Source organism: Serpentinicella sp. ANB-PHB4 (genome assembly GCF_031432315.1).
Lineage (GTDB): Bacteria > Bacillota > Clostridia > Peptostreptococcales > Natronincolaceae > Serpentinicella.
On the sequence record NZ_JAVKGO010000014.1, the window covers coordinates 14,600 to 33,083 of the forward strand.

Sequence of the window (18,484 nt, forward strand, 5' to 3'; positions counted from 1 at the left end):
ATCGTAGTTTTGCAAAAAATATTAATAAGCACTTTGAATAGGAGAGGGGAAAATATATGTGTGGTATCGTTGGATATATAGGTAAAAATGAAGCAGCACCTATTTTAGTTGAAGGTTTAAGTAAATTAGAATATAGAGGATATGATTCAGCAGGCGTTGCTATTTTAGATAATGAAGAGGTTAACGTTAGAAAATTTAAAGGACGGCTAAAAGTTTTAGAAGAAAACTTAAATGAAAATGCAGTTCCAGGGACTTTGGGTATAGGTCATACTAGATGGGCAACCCATGGGGAGCCTAACGATGTAAATGCCCACCCCCATACAAATGTACAAGGAGACATTGCCGTTGTTCACAATGGAATTATAGAAAATTACGTAAAACTTAAAGATTGGTTAATTAAAGAAGGAAAGGTTTTTGTATCCGAAACAGATACAGAAGTAATCGCCCATCTAATAGACTTCTACTACGAAGGCGACTTAGCAGAAGCAGTACGAATGGCGACTCATCGTATGGAAGGTGCTTACGCTATTGGGGCCATAAGTAAAAAAAATCCTAAAAAATTAGTTGCAGTTAGAAAAGATAGTCCTCTAGTTGTAGGTGTTGGAGAAGGAGAAAACTTCATTGCATCAGATATTCCAGCCCTATTAAAATATACGAGAAATGTGTATTTCCTAGAAGATGGTGAAATGGCTGTTTTAAGTAATGATAAAATAAAAATATATAATGAATTTGGTCAAAAAGTGAAAAAAGAAGTTTTCGAAGTGACTTGGGATGTAGAGTCAGCTGAAAAAGGCGGCTATGAACATTTTATGATTAAAGAGATATATGAACAGCCGAAGGCAATTAAAGAAACTTTATCTCCAAGATTAGATGAAAATAATCAAATTAAATTAGACGATATAAAGCTAACAAAATCAGACTTAGAAAAAATTAATAAAGTCGTAATCGTAGCATGTGGAACAGCATATCACGCTGGGCTTGTAGGTCGTTACGCAATAGAAAAATTTGCGAATATACCTGTAGAAACAGATGTTGCCTCAGAATTTCGATACAGAGATCCTTTTGTAGATGATAAAACTTTATTTATTGCAGTAAGTCAGTCAGGAGAAACCGCAGATACTTTAGCCGCACTTAGAGAGGCCAAGAGAAAAGGTGCCAGAATACTAGCCGTAACCAATGTAGTAGGAAGTAGGATTTCAAGAGAAGCAGATGACGTATTCTATACATGGGCAGGACCGGAAATTGCAGTTGCTTCAACAAAAGCTTACACAACTCAGTTAGTAGCAATGTACCTGATTGCCCTAGATATAGGACTTAAAAAAGGAACGGTTAAAGAAACAAAATATAATGAAATATTAGATGAATTAAAAACTTTCCCAGAACAAGTAGAACAACTCGTAAATCAGAAACAAAAAATACAAGAACTATCACAACGCAAATTCAATAAACAAAATGTATTTTATATAGGTAGAGGCCTTGATGATCATGTAGGGAAAGAAGGGTCATTAAAGCTTAAAGAAATCTCCTATATTCACTCAGAAGCAATTGCAGCAGGGGAACTAAAGCATGGAACAATAGCACTAATTGAAGAAGGTACTTTAGTGATTGCCTTAGCTACTCAAGATCGTTTATTTGAAAAAATGCTTTCAAATATAAAAGAAGTAAAAGCAAGAGGGGCTTATGTAATCGCTGTAGCAAAAGAAACAAATACAGAGATTGAAGAGGCAGCAGATAGAGTGATGTACATCCCAGATACATTTGACGAACTAACGCCAATTTTATCTGTAATACCACTGCAACTTTTAGCTTACTATATTGCAGTTAGTAGAGGTTGTGACGTTGACAAACCGAGAAATTTAGCAAAGTCAGTTACCGTCGAATAATATATTTCCGGGGAAATAATTGTTGTTGAATGTAAAAATTAATTGAAGAAAATAAATGGTGGATAAAGTAGCCTAGAGAGTGTAATGTAATGAAGTCATATTATAGTGCACTCTCCGGGCATTTTTATTGGTTAAACAAATTTAAAAGTGTTAACATATTATTAAAAGTCATTTAAAATCATAGAGTGGATTACATTATAAAAACAAGGTTTCAAAAGGTATAAAAGGATTCATTGGTGCTTTACATACTTTGGACATTTATTAGGGCATAAGGAAATTTTTGGTATTTGAAGACAAAGCAACTAAATCCATAGTAAATGGCGATATATATTTTGGAGGGAACATGTTGACTGAAAAAGAGTTTAGACAATTCTGGGAGATTTATGAGTATTCATTTCCAGAAGCAGAGAAACGTAGGGAATCAGATCAAAGAAAACTAATGAAAAATAAAAGATACAGTATAAAAACTTATTGCGAAAAAGGGGATATGGTTGGGTTTATTACTTTTTGGCACTTTGATACATTTACATTTATAGAGCATTTTGCCATAAAGGAAGCACTTAGAGGCTCGGGGTATGGCAGAAAAATTTTAGAAGATGTTAAGAAGCATTACGGTGATAATTTGGTATTAGAAGTGGAATTGCCTAATGAAACTATGGCAATTAGGCGCATTGACTTTTACGAAAAAGCAGGATTTTATTACAATAATTTTGATTATATCCAACCACCACTAAAAAAAGAAGGCAAGTCAATACCACTAAGGCTAATGTCTAGTCCAGTTAAACTTGAAGAAAAAGATTTTGAAGCTATAAAAGATATACTGTATACAGAGGTATATCAAGTTAGTTAACGATAATTAATGATAGTAAAACATGGCTAAAAAAATAGAATATAACGATAAGCGTCTTAAGTGTATTATCAAAATTATATTTTGGTAATACACTTAAGACTTTTTAAATTTCAAAAGAAAAAAATAACAAAATAAAAATTTGACAAATAAAACTTAAAAGGATAACATACACATATACCCATATGGGAATATAATAAATATTAAATTAAATAACAGGATGTGAAAATATGGATGAATTAACTCATTTATTTAAAACTTTATCCGATGAAACACGGATGCGAATTCTTGTTCTACTATATCACAAGGAACTATGTGTATGTCAATTACAGGGGATATTAGAAGCACCGCAACCCAAAATTTCTAAACATCTAAGCAAGCTGAAAGATAAAGGATTTGTTAAAGATACACGGCAAGAGCAATTTATTTTTTATTATTTAAATAAAGAAAATAAATTTATTCAAGAACTTCTAGAAAATATCATCCTAAGCATACAAGATAATCCAGTATTAAAGAATGATGTAGATAGACTAGGCTTATCAGATACATTTATCAATGCACAAAAGCAGAAAAAAACAAAATGAACTTAAGTTTTTGCAGAATCAATAAACAAAATTATATGTGGTAGTTCATTATTTATTGACTTAAAGCACTGAATTTAAGTCTCAAAACAAGTGGTAAATACGAAGTTGAGAAGCTGTGTTTTGAATTATGTAATATATTTGAATATGTATAGGTGGTGAAAAATATGGATGTAATAACACAAATATTTAACTTTTTTAGTGATCAGTTTTTAAGAATGACATGGTTATTTGAACTTGCAAGACTACTAGTTGAAAAAGTATTTGGGCTACCAATTGACGAAAGACTTGGTGGAAGTATTCATTTTTTTATTTATGATACTATCAAAATTTTTATACTGTTATCCGTACTCATTTTTGCAATATCTTATATACAAAGTTATTTTCCTCCTGAGAGAACAAAAAAGATTCTTGGGGGCATAAAAGGAATAAAAGGAAACGTACTGGGAGCAGTACTAGGAACCATTACACCGTTTTGCAGTTGTTCTAGCATACCTATTTTTATAGGATTTACTTCAGCTGGGTTACCTGTAGGCGTTACATTTTCATTTTTAATATCCTCGCCTCTTGTGGACTTAGCATCACTACTTCTTCTAATCTCTTTTTTTGGTATAAGAATAGGAGTAGCCTATGTAGTAGTTGGATTAATTTTAGCAATAATCGGTGGTACCATTATTGATAAATTAGGGTTAGAAAATCAGGTAGAAGGTTATGTTAGAGAGATAGATGATGTTGATACAGAAATTCCTGAAATGACACGAAGAGAAAGAATATCTTATGCAAAAGATCAAGTTAAAGAAGTGATTAACAGAGTCTGGATTTATGTTTTGATTGGTATTGGAATAGGTGCAACAATCCATAACTGGATACCTCAACCTATAATAGAAAATGTCATCGGTAAAAATAATCCCTTTGCAGTATTACTAGCAGCAATAGTCGGCATACCAATGTATGCAGATATATTTGGAACTTTGCCAATTGCGCAGGCTTTATTCTTCAAAGGAGTTGGCGTCGGAACCGTACTATCATTTATGATGGCAGTAACAGCGCTTTCTGTGCCATCTATGATTATGCTAAGTAAAGTCGTAAAACCTAAACTTTTAGGAATATTTATTGGAATTGTTTCAATAGGCATTATTATTATAGGATATACATTTAACGCAATAGCTTATTTATTTGTATAGAATTTTAATAATTTAAAAGGAGTGATTATATTATGGTAATAAAAGTACTAGGAACTGGTTGTGCGAATTGCGATAAGCTAGAAAAAAACACAAAAAAAGCTGTAGAAGAAAAAGGTGTTGATGTAACAATTGAAAAAGTAACGGATATAAAGGAAATTATGAAATACGGAGTTATGAAAACACCCGCTTTAGTGGTAGATGAAAAAGTTAAAATCGCCGGTAGAGTAGCATCCCCTGACGATATAAAAAAGCTTTTATAGTTTTGCATGACAACAAAAAATCTCTTTATCCTAACGGATAAGGGATTTTTTGTTGTGTAAAAAATATAAAGTAGATAAATAACAATAAATACTCAATATAAAAATTTTATACATAAATAAAATTATATGTTAGATTTTCCTAAACAAAACAAATCCAACAAATGAACAATTTCACAAATATGAACCCGAGGTAAAGTGAGTCATGCTAAAGTGTTAAGGGGACTTTGTGAGTAAATAAAATTATTACATACATTGAATTTTTAGAAAATACTAAATAATAAAAAATATTAGTTAAAAATATATTGACAATTTCGACAAATTTCGATATATTTATTCTTATCTTAATAAAAAAATTACTAAATAATTTTAAGCACTCTAATTTCTTTGCAAGGATTAAAGTGACCAAGGAGGAAAATGACATGAAAAAAACAGTTACCCTGCTACTGGCATTAACATTAGTTGTAACGATCTTTGCAACTGGGTGTGGCAGAAATGAAAGAGATTTAGAAACATTAGTAGTAGCTTCAATGTCTGATGCGAGATCATTAGATCCCCACGGAACAAATGACAATGCTTCATCAAGAGTAATGAAACAAATCTACAACACATTAATGGAACAACAAGATGATCTAGAAGTTGATTTTGGATTAGCAAAAGATTATGAAATGGTAAGTGAAACTGAGTACAGATTCGAACTTCATCAAGGGGTTTTATTCCATAATGGTGAAGAGTTAACTTCTAATGATGTTAAATTTACCTTTGAAAGAATGAAAGAGATTTCACCTGCTGCATTTTTAATTGATCCAATTGACAGAGTTGAGATTGAAGATGACTATAACTTTACAATTCATCTTAAATTTCCATTTGGACCATTTATCACACATTTATCCCATACTGCAACAGCAATTGTAAATGAAAAAGCAGTGTTAGAAGCTGGTGAAGACTTTGGAAGAAATCCAGTAGGAACAGGACCATTCAAATTTGTAGAATGGAATTCTGGAGATTCAATAAAACTAGAAAGATTTGATGCTTACTACGAAGGACCAGCAGCATCAAAATATGTATTATTTAGATTTATATCAGAAAATACACCAAGAGCCATTGCACTAGAAAATAATGAGGTAGACGTAATTTATGATGTAGGACCAGAAGACTTTGGAAATTTAGCTCAGCGTGATGGTATTGTAGGACTTCAAACTGATGGGTTAACTACTTTCTACTTAGGCTTTAACGTAGAAAAGGAACCATTTAATGATGTAAGAGTAAGACAAGCAATCAATTTAGCTTTAGATGTTGATTTAGCTACAGAAGTTGCTTTTCAAGGATATGCAAATACCGCAAAAGGACCTTTGTCACCAAATGTACAATTTGCTAACAATGATATAGAAGGTTATGGACATGACATAGAAGAAGCAAAGAGATTATTGGCTGAAGCAGGTTTTGAGGATGGATTCTCAACAAGTATTTGGACAAATGACAACCCAGTTAGAGAAAGATACGCTGCAATATTTCAAGAGCAATTAGCTCAAGTTGGTATTGAAGTATCAATAGAGACTATGGAATTTGCACCATACCTAGATAGAACAGCCCTAGGAGAGCATGATATGTTTATGCTTGGATGGGTTGCAGTAACAGGGGATGCAGACTATGGATTATACTCACTGTTCCACTCAGATGAATTTGGTGATGCTGGAAACAGAACATTCTATGCGAACCCAAGAGTAGATGAATTATTAGATATCGGTAAAACATCACCTCTTGAAGAAGATAGAGCAGCAGCTTATTACGAAGTACAACAAATTATTTTTGAAGAAGCACCATGGGTATTCCTTGCTTTCAGAGACGAGCTTAATGCTCATAGAGATCATGTAGAAGGATTTAACCCGCATATGGCAGGGCACCATAGCCTATACAGAGTTTTCAATAACAAACAATAATAATATATAAACAATGAGTATGAACTTGTATAACTAAATTATAAAGTTGGGCCATTTAATATAATGGCCCAATTTTCAATTAATAGTGGATTTGGAGGTAATTGTATGTATAGGTATATTTTAAAACGTCTATTAATGTTAATACCTGTTATGCTAGGCGTCTCGTTAGTGGTGTTTACAATTATGTACTTTACTCCAGGTGATCCTGCAAAGGTCATGTTAGGAGAAAGAGCACCTCAAGCTGAAGTTGAAGCACTAAGAGAGCAAATGGGTTTAAATGAACCATTTCATAAACAATATATTAGTTTTATAAGTAATGCAGTAAGAGGAGACTTAGGGAGATCTTTAGTAACGAAGCAACCAGTCGCTACTGAGTTGATTTCAAGATTTCCAGCTACATTAAAATTAGCCGGTGCTGCAGTATTAATATCCATATTAATAGGAATACCAGTCGGAATTATATCCGCTACAAAACAATATTCATTATTTGACATGGTTAGTATGATTTTTGCACTTATAGGAGTTTCTATGCCTAATTTTTGGCAAGGGTTGATGATGGTACTCTTGTTTTCTGTTACCCTGGGTTGGCTACCCTCAAGTGGATATGGAACTTTTAGCCATTTAATACTACCAGCAATAACAATAGGCACAAGTTCCGCAGCGATTATAACTCGTATGACACGATCAAGTATGTTAGAAGTAGTTAGACAAGACTATATAAGAACAGCAAGAGCAAAAGGTTTAAAAGAAAATCTGGTAATCAATAGACATGCTCTAAAAAATGCGCTTATTCCAGTTGTTACTGTAATCGGATTACAGTTTGGTTATCTTCTAGGAGGAGCTGTTTTAACTGAAACCATATTCGCGTGGCCAGGGGTTGGGCGTTTAATGGTTGAAGCCATAAGACAAAAAGATTACTTTGTTGTACAGGGTGGCGTTTTATTGATTGCTTTAATGTTCAGTCTTGTCAATCTAGGTGTTGACATTCTATATGCATTTCTAGACCCAAGAATAAAGGCGCAATATAAATAAGGAGGGGTACTATGAAAACAACAGCAGAACAACAAGTGAAAACAATCAATGATGCTAAGGCCCCTCAAAAACCAAAAAAGAGGAGTCAATGGGCAGAAGTTTGGAGACGTCTTAAAAGAAATAAAATGGCGATGTTTGGCTTAGTAATATTAATTGTCATTATACTAACAGCAATTTTTGCTGACTTTATAGCACCACATAGTTATAGAGAGCAAAACCTTAGAAACATAAATCAACCACCAAGTGCTGAACACATCCTTGGTACAGATGATTTAGGTAGAGATGTTTTTAGTAGAATTATTTATGGATCCCGTGTATCATTACAGGTTGGATTAGTTGCAGTAGGTATCTCTATTATTGCGGGAGGAAGTTTAGGTGCTATCGCTGGTTATTATGGCGGTAAGCTAGATAATATAATTATGAGAATTATGGATGTATTTTTAGCTATTCCTCAAATACTGCTTGCTATTGCCATAGTTAGTGCCTTTGGTGGTGGACTTTTTAAAGTGATGATAGCGGTAGGTATTAGTTCTATTCCAACCTATGCCCGTATTGTTAGGGCGTCAGTTATTACTATCAAGGAACAAGAATTTATCGAAGCAGCTAGAGCAATCGGTGCAAATGACTTTAGAATAATATCAAAGCATATTATACCTAATTCAATGGCGCCAATCATTGTTCAAGGAACCTTAGGGGTTGCAGGGGCAATTTTATCTGCCGCTGGTTTAAGCTTTATCGGTTTAGGGATTGAGCCTCCAACACCTGAATGGGGAGCGATGCTTTCAAACGGACGACATATTATAAGAACAGCACCTCATGTAGCAACCTTCCCTGGGGTTGCCATAATGATTACGATCTTCTCATTGAACCTTTTAGGAGATGGATTGAGAGATGCGTTAGATCCTAGACTAAAACAATAATAGGGATTGGAGTGAAAAATTGTGTCAGAGACAATTTTAAATATAAAAAGTCTTAAGGTTGAGTACAATACCCAGGAAGGTTCTGTGAAAGCTGTTGATAATCTTTCCTTTAGCCTTAACAAGGGTGAAACCTTAGGATTAGTTGGAGAAACAGGAGCGGGTAAAACCACAACTGCTTTATCCATTATGCAGTTAGTGCCTAATCCGCCTGGAAAAATTGTAGATGGAGAAATCTATTTTAATGGAATAAATTTATTAAATCAAAAGAATGATGAAATGAGAAAAATAAGAGGGAATAAAATATCAATGATATTCCAAGACCCTATGACATCTCTTAACCCAGTAATGACAGTGGGTTCTCAAATAGCAGAGACGATTATGCTTCATCAAAAATTCAGTAAGAAACGAGCGGCAGAAAAAGCAGAAGAAATGCTTGATTTAGTTGGTATCCCTAAAAATAGAGCTGGGGAATATCCCCATCAGTTTAGTGGAGGCATGAGACAAAGAGTAGGAATTGCAATGGCCCTTTCATGTAACCCTGAACTTCTGATTTCAGATGAACCAACTACTGCCCTAGACGTTACCATTCAAGCCCAAGTACTAGAGCTAATGAAAAAATTAAAAGAACAGTTTAAAACATCAATGCTATTAATTACTCATGATTTAGGTGTTGTTGCAGAAGTATGTGACAAAGTAGCAATTATGTATGCAGGTAAAGTTGTTGAATTTGCAGATGTACACACACTGTTCACCAAGCCAAAGCATCCATATACAAAAGGGTTATTCAACTCAATACCAAGCTTAGATGAAGAGGTAGATCGGTTAAAGCCGATTAAAGGTACTATGCCTGATCCTACCAATTTACCAAGGGGTTGTTCCTTTCACCCGAGATGCCCTTATGCACAAGAAATTTGTAAAGTGCAAGAACCAGATATAACTGAGCTAGAGGATGGCACAAAAGTGTCTTGCTTAATATATCAAGGTCTTGTATCTGATGGGAAATAGGGGGTTAAATGATGAAAGAGACTTTATTAGAAGTAAAAAATCTAAAAAAACATTTTCAAACAAATAAAGGTTTATTACATGCTGTAGATGGGGTAAACTTTGAAATAAAAAAAGGTGAAACATTAGGGATCGTAGGAGAAAGTGGTTGTGGTAAGTCTACTACTGGTAGAGTTGTATTAAGGTTACTTGAAGCTACAGAAGGTGAAATATTATTTGAAGGTACAGATATCAGACAATTTAATAATAAACAATTAAGAGATGTTAGGAAGGAAATGCAAATAGTATTTCAAGATCCCTTCGCATCTTTAAATCCAAGATTAAGTTTATCAGAAATAATCGGAGAACCCTTTGAGATTTTTAACATGTATAAACCAAAGGAAAGAGAAGAAAAAGTAATTGAACTAATGGAATTAGTAGGTTTAAGTCAGAGACTTATAAATGCCTATCCCCATGAATTAGATGGAGGAAGAAGACAAAGAGTTGGAATAGCAAGAGCCTTAGCACTAAATCCAAAGTTTATTGTTTGTGATGAACCAGTATCAGCCCTGGACGTATCTATCCAAGCGCAAATTCTAAATCTGATGCAAGATCTACAAGAAAGATTAGGGTTAACTTATATGTTTATATCCCATGATTTAAGTGTAGTAAAACACATTAGTAATAGAATAGCGGTTATGTATTTAGGGAAGGTTGTTGAAATAACAACATCATCGGAAGTATTTAAAAACCCATTACACCCGTATACAAAGGCTTTATTATCAGCAATACCAATTCCTAAAATTGGGCAAAAGAGAGAAAGAATCATACTAAAGGGAGATGTACCAAGTCCTATCAATCCTCCAAAAGGTTGTAGATTTGCCGGTAGATGCCCATATGTTATGGATAAATGCCGTCAACAAGATCCAGAATTAATTGACTTAGGTAGTGATCATTCCGTAGCATGTCATCTAGTCAATAAATAAAAAATCCTCCCCATATGGATTATAATAAAAAGCGTATTGTCAATAAGACAATACGCTTTTTGTACGTGAAACTCTAAGTATTCTTACCATAATAGTGTTAAAATTAGAGTCAATAATACACGGTTTTACTCGGCTAATTCAAGGGCAATTTTCATCATATTAGTAAAAGCCAATTGTCTTTCTTCTGAGGTAGTTAACTCATGGGTTTCTAAATTGTCAGATACAGTTAAAAGACAAGCTGCTTTTTTACCAAGAACCTTAGCATTGTGGAACAGTGCAAAAGCTTCCATTTCTACTGCTACACAGCCATGATTTTTATAGATATCTTTGTATGCTTCGAAGTTTTCTCTGTAAAATACATCAGAAGAGTGAACTCTATCAATATGTAACGGAATATCTAAAGATTTCGCAATATCAATTAGTTTTTGATTTAATTCATCAGATCCTTCAATAACCGAGTCATCATAACCACTTTGCACTTTTGCAAAAGTTGACTCACTCCACACATCCTTAGCAAGAATTACATCATACAGATTTAAATCTTTAGTATAAGCTCCGCAGGATCCTATACGAATAATATTTTCAACATTATAAAATTTATACAATTCATATGAGTAAATTCCAATACTAGGCATACCCATGCCGCTAGCCATAACTGAAATTCTTCTTCCTTTATATGTACCAGTATAACCAAAAACATTTCTTACACTATTAAAGTGTACAACGTCTTCTAAAAACTCATCTGCAATAAATTTCGCTCTTAATGGATCCCCAGGCATTAAAACTGTTTTAGCGATAACATCATTTTCTTTTACTTCAATATGGGGTGTTGGTATCATAGTGTACCCTCCTTTTAAGTTTGTTTATAGTATAGGATATTATTATACCTTATACAATTGAATATTCATTATATCTTTACACAATACTTTGTTCAATACCTTTCTTATAAATTATTACCCATTTATTGAACTTATAATACGTGAATGAAGAAAACATAAAAGTGGTAAACCCAAAAATGAAAGTTGTGAAAATATTATAAAAAATTGTCGACTTATTTACTTTGAAAAGAGGAAAATTTATAGCAGAAGCGTAATATATAATGTAAAGAAATGTACTTTATGGGGGGAACGTTATGATCTCGTATTTAATTGCTGGGTTATTTATTATTTTAGGCGTTTGTTTAAGGGTATTTAAGTGGGATTTTCTAATCGCCGGCTTTAATACCATGAGCCAAGAAAAAAAGAAAAATGTAGATCGAGTGGGTCTAACTAGAGCAATGGGTAATTTTTGCCTTGCAATAGGTGGACTAATGATGATATCAGGTATTGCTACAACTTATGGCTATCGTCTTCTGGCATTGTTAGGTTATCTAACTATTTTTCCGTTGACAGTTTTCATCTTATTTTATGTCCAGCGATTTGACCATAATCCGAGAAATAAAAAATTAGAAACTAGAATAGCTTTAATTATTTTGATACCCGTCGGTTTGCTTTTAGGAGCATTATTTTTTGTAGGGACTCGGGAAGCACAGGTTTCCTTCACGGAAGACAGAATTTCTATTGGTGGTATCTACGGTAGAGATATTCAATATGATCATATTGAAAATGTCGAGTTAGTAGAAGAAATTCCAAAGATTGAGAGAAAAATAGGCGGTATGGATGTGGGGTATAATCTAAGAGGAAACTTCCAACTTGAAGATATGGGTAGAGGTAGGTTGTTTATCCATTCTAACCTTTCCCCTTATATTATTATACATACAGAAAATCAGTATTTTATTTTAAATTTTAGGGATCCAGAGCAAACCAAATCAGTATATCAAGAATTGAATGAACAGTTATAATAAAGATTTTTAGCCGAAGACAGTAGAACTAAGGAGGAAGTGCTTTGACCAAATACAAATATTTAATATTGCTAGTTGTTATAACATTGTTGTTAAGTGTAGGTTGTACTACTAAAAGTAGTAATGATGGGGTGGATTACATTGCATATGTTTCTGCAAATGCCGATTCAGAATACGAAAATACATTTAAAGAACTAAACATCGGGGTACTATTTGACTTTAACTTTAAGCTACCAAAAGCAAATCAAAGTGAAGTTAATATATGGGTTGAGGGATATAAGGATGGTGAAATTGTAGAACCATACCCCCTCAGACAACTAACCTACCATTCACATCCTAATGAAGAAATAAAAGGAAAAATGGGTTTAGGTATTATTAGTCCTGGTAGCGATCAGGCTCAACTTTTCTTATATTCAGATAATGTTAGAATGAATCCAAGACTTATTGAGAAAGACTTTTTTGTGAACCACGGAAGCAGTAGTTGGGGTTATGCCATCGATAGCGAGTTTGTTGGATTGGAATCAGGGAAAGAAATAATTTTAGCAGTATACGGTCAAGCAGATGGGTCAATGAGAATAATACATGACTATCAAGACCAAGAGGAAATTAACAAAATGATTGAAGAGCATAGGACTGTCCTTTTGCTTAAGATGAGAGTAGAAGAAAGAAAAATGTAACCATACCATTTATTCAAGACAGTTTAATTACACATTTCGTTGAAAACCAACATAAGGATGGGATAACATGAGTGCATATTCGTTTTTAGCCTCAGAATATAAATTACCGGAGAAGCATAATGAAAAAGAAAAATATATCACTGTAAAATAAGCTATTAAACTAGGGATACAGGCCAATGAGTTGATGCCCTGGGATAAGATGGACCCAAATGAAAAAGTGTTGGTTGCAGAAAGTGAAGAAGACTTATATGAACTGACAATTTTAGAGGATATGCCTATTGGTGACCCATTGTTTTATACAGATAAGCCCTTCATTTATCAGGTAAATTTAAAGTACACGGAATCAAGGGCTCAGGAGCTTATACAATATATAAAAAACAATTTAAAGAGGGGTTACAATTTAGAACTTTGGAACATATGGTTAGACGATCAACAAGAGACTGTACCTAAAAGTGTAGATATTGAAGCCCTAAGCATACAGCATATAAAAGAGATGTATGATTTTAATGATGAGAAGTTTACACATCACAAAGGTTTCTTAATTAAATAGTTTAGCAAACAAAACCTTAGATAGCCGCTAAGGTTTTGTTTTCCCAAAATTTTGATAGGATTATTAAAAGGAGTGAATTCCTTGAAAACAATCGATTTAAGTCAATACATATATCCTGGTATGCCAGTTTATCCGGGTACAGAAGCACCTATATTTGAGCAAGCAAACACTTTAGAGCAAGATGGATTTATAGAAAAAAAGATTACCTTCTTTTCACATACCGGTACCCATATGGATGCCCCAGCCCATATTATTAAAGAAGGTAAAACTTTAGACCAATTTGACGTAAGTCAGTTCCTTGGAGAAGGTATGGTTTTAGAAGTGGACAATACAAGGAGAGCCACAATAGACCTAGATTATATTTCTACATTTGAAAACAGAATAAAAATTATAGATTTTATTATTTTAAAAACAGGCTGGGATCAATACTGGGGGAATGATCAGTATTTTTCCCAGTACCCTGTACTAAGTCCAGAAGCGGCTACATGGCTAGCGAACTTTACTAATTTAAAAGGCATAGGGATAGATGCAATATCTATAGATAAAGAAGGGGATAGGATGTTAACAAATCACCATATATTTTTAAAAAATAATATAGTTATAATTGAAAACTTAACAAATTTAGAACCATTGATTAACAAATCATTTCTATTTTCCTGTCTACCAATGAAAATAGAAAATGCCGATGGGTCCCCAATTCGTGCTGTGGGGACAGTATGCCTTAATTAACTTTACTTAGTTTGTTTTTATAGATAATGATACGAATGTCATCATAGGTTATTTCTTCCGTCAACGCTTCTTTAATAGGTTTTAATTTTTCAAAACCTACTGTTTCAATGGCTTTTAATATTTTTGTTTCCTTAGAAGGATCATTTAAAAATCTTTCCCAATCGATACTTTTTCCCTTTTCTTCACATTTCTTTAAATGTTGCAAAATCGTACTGGTTGTCATTTCTCTTTTTGTTGAAATAGCTTCTAAAGGGAGTCCTTCCTCGTAGCAGTTATAGGTAAGGACATAACGATCCAAGCCTTGCTCTTTATCCTGCTGGGCTACCTTTACTTCCTTAATATTTTCTTTTATTGATTCAGCTACAACGATATTGTTTTTTTCACAATAAGACTTAATTACTGAAATAAAAGCTTCTCCATAGGTTTCATACTTTTTCATACCAACACCATTGATAGAAAGAAATTCAACTTTATTTTGAGGAAAAGCAGCCGCCATTTCCTTTAGTGCAGCATCATGGAAAATTACAAAAGTAGGCACTTGTTTTTCTTGGGATAACTGCATACGCAGTTCCTTAAGTTGATTAAAGAGTGCTTCTTCAAACTTCTCTATCAACTTTTTAGATTTATTACGGCTATTATTTTCTAAGGATTCCTTCTTCTCAACCAAATTCTTTTTATGATAAACCTTCTCTTCTCCACTAAAAACATTACGACACCTTTCCGTTAACTTTAAAACCGGAAACTGATCCGTAGTCACATGAATATATCCTTTAGCGGCTAAGGTCATCGTAATCTCACGGATCACATCTGTACTATATTCTTTCATAATGCCATAGGTGGATAAGCGATCTAATCCTAAGGTTTGTATTTTTTTATTTTTAGAACCCTTTAAAATTTGTGTGATTATAGCAACACCATATCGGGCTTTTGCTCTATAAATACATGAAAAAATTTTCTGAGCCTCTAAAGTAATGTCTACCATTTCGGCACTTTCTAAACAATTACTGCATTTTCCACAATTACTAGATAAAGACTTCTCACCAAAATAGGTTAAAATACGACTCCTAAGACAGTCATTAGTGTGGCAATAGTCTATCAAATACTGAAGATTTTTGTACAACAACTGCTCCCTTTCAGGTGACATAAATTCGTTTTGTAGGATTAATTTTTGCTTTACAATATCTGAAGGAGAATACATAAGAATACACGCACTATCCTCCCCATCTCTACCTGCTCTGCCGGCTTCCTGATAATAAGCCTCCATGTTTTGAGGCATATTATAATGAATCACAAATCTGACATCCGGTTTATCTATACCCATTCCAAAAGCGTTGGTTGCCACAATGATTTTCGCCTTGTTAAAGATAAAAGCATCTTGATTTTGTTGCCTTAAGTCTTGGGTCATACCACCATGATAGCCAACGGCCTCAATATCCTTTTCTCTTAACTTTTTCACTAAAGAATCCACAGTTTTTCTTGTAGAACAATAGATAATACCCGTATTTTCTGGATAATGATCCTGTAAATAATCTAGTAAATAGGCAAACTTATTACTGACTTTTACAACTTTATAGAGTAAATTAGGGCGATCGAAACCAGTTATTGCAGTAATCGGTTGCTCAAGAGCTAGTAGTTTTTCTATTTCACTGACTACTTCCGTCGTTGCAGTAGCAGTAAAGGCTGCAACAATAGGTCTAGTCTTTAGGCCATTGATAAATCGAGGAATTTCCTTATAGCTAGGTCTAAAATCATGTCCCCATTGGCTAATACAGTGGGCTTCATCCACAGCAATTAATGAAATGTTCAAGTGCTGTGCCAGTTCCTTAAAACCAATCGTATTTAATCGTTCAGGAGCCACATATATGATTTTATAAGTGTTGTTTTCTATTTCTTGAACTCGCAGTGCCGCCTCTGATTCCGAAAGACTACTGTTAATGTACGTTGCATTAATCCCCATTTCTTCTAAGGCGTCTACTTGGTCCTTCATCAAAGCGATTAGAGGAGAGATGACAATAGTTACCCCATTCAAAACCAAGGCCGGTAACTGATAACATAAAGACTTACCACCACCAGTAGGCATGATCCCTAAAACATCTTTACCCTGTAAAATTCCTTCAACTAAAGTTTCTTGACCTTTTTTATATGCATCATACCCAAAGTATGTTTTAAGCGCTTCATAAGCGTTCATTGAATTACCCCCTGTACTAAATCCTTATTCTTATGCTATAAACTTTTTTTACAAATAAAAATTACTTTTAGTTTATCACAATATGATTTTCTATGATAATAAGAGAGCGTATATTTTCGTTCTACTAATGTGTAATAATTGAGGAATTCATCATTTTTGAATTTAACTATAATATTAGTAGCATATAAATGTTATAATGAACGTTGTAAAATAATTCATTAACAAACAAATATCGTTAAAATTGTGCATAAAAAAAAGGGGGAAAATATATGAAAACGAAAATAAGTGAGTTTGCCCAGGGCGTATTTCACATATTAGATTTAGTCTTTATAGGGTTTATATTAGTAATTGGTTGGTTCCTGCAATGGCTGTTCTTACCACCAATGTTTAGATTTGATATGTTAATATGGTGGATCTATCTAATTGCATTAACAACACCAATTGGAATATATTTTGCAGCAAGAAGATTTAAATACCTACAATACTTAGCGGTTGTTCCGGTATTATTAGTAGTACTGAATTTTGGTTATGCTTTCATAAACTCCGGTATATTTACAGCGGATGAAAGACATGGGTTAATCGGCGAAGTTGAAGAAAAACCTTTTAAAGAAGATATGAATGTAGTTGATACTTCAAGACTTAGGATATTAGATTCTAACGATGCATTAAGACATGCAGAAAACAGGCTAGGAAGTGAAACAGGTCTTGGCTCCCAATTTGAGCTAAGGGAAAGCAGTTTTACTTTGCAAACCGTTGGAGAAAACTTTTACTGGGTGGCACCTTTAGAACATAGGGGATTTTTTAGATGGAGAAGCAATAGAGAAGGTTCCCCAGGATACATAAAAGTAAATGCCACAACTAGAGAAACAGAACTGGTCCGTGATTTTAATATAAAATATACCCAAAGTGCCTACTTAAGTAATGATATTAAAAGACATGTATATCAAAACTACTCACGAACCAAAGCCTATACGGATTTTTCCTTTGAAATCGACCCAGAAGGACATCCATACTATGTAATTACCGTATATGATAATGAAATCGGTAGAAAAGGATCAATAGAAGAAGGGATACTGCTGGTTGACGCAACAGATGGAGGAATAACATTTTTCGAAGATAATAATGCTCCAGAGTGGGTTAATAGAATTGTACCAGAAGCTTTTTATCAAGAACGATTAAAATACTGGGGAAGGTATCCTAATGGATGGTTTAACCCATCTAATGAAGGACAATTAAAACCATCATCCGGTAGAAATATGGTTTACAATGATGGCAGAGCCTACTACTACTCCGGTATAACCTCTTGGGGAGCTGATGAGTCTACTAACGGGTTTATGTTAATGGATAGCCGAACCGGTGAAGTGACTTTTTACAGAGTATCCGGTGCAACAGAAACCAAAGCAATGAATATTGCAGAAGGAAGAGTGCAAAATGCAGGCTATAGTGCATCATTCCCGATATTAATTAGTGTTGGAGGAGAACCGACCTACTTTATTACTTTAAAAGATAGTAATAACAATATTGCAGAGTACGCCTTTGTTAGTGTAAAAGACTATATGAGAAGTGGTGTATCGAGAAGCTTAGAAACCGCACAACTAGAATATATGATGGAAATAGGTTTAAGAAGTGATACAGACTTTATCGTAGATGAATCAGAATTAGAAGAAGCTGCCGGCGTTATAGAACGAATAAACCCTGTCGTTATAGAAGGGGACACATACTATTTTATTAAATTAGAAGGTTCAAATAAACTATACAGAGGTTCCTTTAAGAACCATGTTAACCTAGTACTTACACAACCAGGGGATAACGTAGATATGGCTTACATTCCTTCTGAAGATAATGAAATAAAAATATTTAAAAATGAAAATATGAACTAAAATAAAAAC

General features: G+C 33.7%; 17 protein-coding genes. 15 read left to right on the forward strand and 2 right to left on the reverse strand.

The features are described from left to right. Positions 1–56: 56 nt before the first annotated feature. From glmS to RH915_RS10110, 10 genes are all read left to right on the forward strand, one after another. The gene (glmS, locus tag RH915_RS10065) at positions 57–1,883 is read left to right on the forward strand and encodes a glutamine--fructose-6-phosphate transaminase (isomerizing) (RefSeq protein WP_310479789.1); all 1,827 of its coding nucleotides are present in this window, start codon (positions 57–59) and stop codon (positions 1,881–1,883) included. Positions 1,884–2,229: 346 nt separating this feature from the next. After that, positions 2,230–2,733 (forward strand): GNAT family N-acetyltransferase, encoded by a 504-nt coding sequence (locus RH915_RS10070; protein ID WP_310479790.1) that lies wholly within the window; start codon positions 2,230–2,232, stop codon positions 2,731–2,733. A 227-nt stretch (positions 2,734–2,960) separates the two neighbouring features. Beyond that, positions 2,961–3,314 carry an ArsR/SmtB family transcription factor gene (locus RH915_RS10075; protein WP_310479792.1) on the forward strand — a complete coding sequence of 118 codons (354 nt, stop codon included), beginning with the start codon at positions 2,961–2,963 and terminating at the stop codon, positions 3,312–3,314. A gap of 164 nt (positions 3,315–3,478) precedes the next feature. Next, complete coding sequence (locus tag RH915_RS10080; RefSeq protein WP_310479794.1) at positions 3,479–4,495, forward strand: permease; 1,017 nt, start codon at positions 3,479–3,481, stop codon at positions 4,493–4,495. Positions 4,496–4,527: 32 nt separating this feature from the next. Beyond that, positions 4,528–4,755, forward strand: coding sequence for a thioredoxin family protein (locus RH915_RS10085; RefSeq protein ID WP_310479796.1), 228 nt, complete (start codon positions 4,528–4,530; stop codon positions 4,753–4,755). Positions 4,756–5,174: 419 nt separating this feature from the next. Continuing rightward, on the forward strand, positions 5,175–6,692 hold the full coding sequence (locus tag RH915_RS10090; RefSeq protein WP_310479797.1) for an ABC transporter substrate-binding protein: 1,518 nt from the start codon (positions 5,175–5,177) through the stop codon (positions 6,690–6,692). A 105-nt stretch (positions 6,693–6,797) separates the two neighbouring features. Beyond that, positions 6,798–7,724 carry a nickel ABC transporter permease gene (gene nikB, locus RH915_RS10095; protein ID WP_310479798.1) on the forward strand — a complete coding sequence of 309 codons (927 nt, stop codon included), beginning with the start codon at positions 6,798–6,800 and terminating at the stop codon, positions 7,722–7,724. Positions 7,725–7,735: 11 nt separating this feature from the next. After that, entirely contained in the window at positions 7,736–8,644 is a 909-nt protein-coding gene (locus RH915_RS10100; protein ID WP_310479801.1) for an ABC transporter permease, read from the forward strand. 21 nt (positions 8,645–8,665) lie between these two features. Continuing rightward, positions 8,666–9,649: an ABC transporter ATP-binding protein gene (locus RH915_RS10105; RefSeq protein WP_310479802.1), complete on the forward strand. Its 984-nt coding sequence runs from the start codon at positions 8,666–8,668 to the stop codon at positions 9,647–9,649. Between the two features lie 11 nt (positions 9,650–9,660). Continuing rightward, complete coding sequence (locus RH915_RS10110) at positions 9,661–10,611, forward strand: ABC transporter ATP-binding protein (protein ID WP_310479804.1); 951 nt, start codon at positions 9,661–9,663, stop codon at positions 10,609–10,611. Between the two features lie 125 nt (positions 10,612–10,736). On the opposite strand, the gene deoD is transcribed toward RH915_RS10110, so the two are convergent. Then, positions 10,737–11,450, reverse strand: coding sequence for a purine-nucleoside phosphorylase (gene deoD / locus RH915_RS10115; protein WP_310479806.1), 714 nt, complete (start codon positions 11,448–11,450; stop codon positions 10,737–10,739). A gap of 293 nt (positions 11,451–11,743) precedes the next feature. Here deoD and RH915_RS10120 point away from each other — a divergent pair, with 293 nt between their 5' ends. The 4 genes from RH915_RS10120 to RH915_RS10135 all read left to right on the forward strand — a co-directional run bounded on the left by RH915_RS10120 (position 11,744) and on the right by RH915_RS10135 (position 14,407). Next, positions 11,744–12,451, forward strand: a complete 708-nt coding sequence (locus RH915_RS10120) for a DUF3784 domain-containing protein (RefSeq protein WP_310479807.1) — start codon at positions 11,744–11,746, stop codon at positions 12,449–12,451. Positions 12,452–12,495: 44 nt separating this feature from the next. Next, positions 12,496–13,128 carry a hypothetical protein gene (locus RH915_RS10125; RefSeq protein ID WP_310479808.1) on the forward strand — a complete coding sequence of 211 codons (633 nt, stop codon included), beginning with the start codon at positions 12,496–12,498 and terminating at the stop codon, positions 13,126–13,128. A 184-nt stretch (positions 13,129–13,312) separates the two neighbouring features. Next, positions 13,313–13,678 (forward strand): hypothetical protein, encoded by a 366-nt coding sequence (locus RH915_RS10130; RefSeq protein WP_310479809.1) that lies wholly within the window; start codon positions 13,313–13,315, stop codon positions 13,676–13,678. A gap of 81 nt (positions 13,679–13,759) precedes the next feature. Beyond that, complete coding sequence (locus RH915_RS10135) at positions 13,760–14,407, forward strand: cyclase family protein (RefSeq protein ID WP_331618391.1); 648 nt, start codon at positions 13,760–13,762, stop codon at positions 14,405–14,407. On the opposite strand, the gene recQ is transcribed toward RH915_RS10135, so the two are convergent. Beyond that, positions 14,400–16,595 carry a DNA helicase RecQ gene (gene recQ, locus RH915_RS10140; protein WP_310479813.1) on the reverse strand — a complete coding sequence of 732 codons (2,196 nt, stop codon included), beginning with the start codon at positions 16,593–16,595 and terminating at the stop codon, positions 14,400–14,402. The two genes, RH915_RS10135 and recQ, sit on opposite strands and share 8 nt — an antisense overlap. A gap of 269 nt (positions 16,596–16,864) precedes the next feature. Here recQ and RH915_RS10145 point away from each other — a divergent pair, with 269 nt between their 5' ends. Next, the gene (locus RH915_RS10145; protein WP_310479815.1) at positions 16,865–18,475 is read left to right on the forward strand and encodes a hypothetical protein; all 1,611 of its coding nucleotides are present in this window, start codon (positions 16,865–16,867) and stop codon (positions 18,473–18,475) included. Positions 18,476–18,484 lie beyond the last annotated feature (9 nt).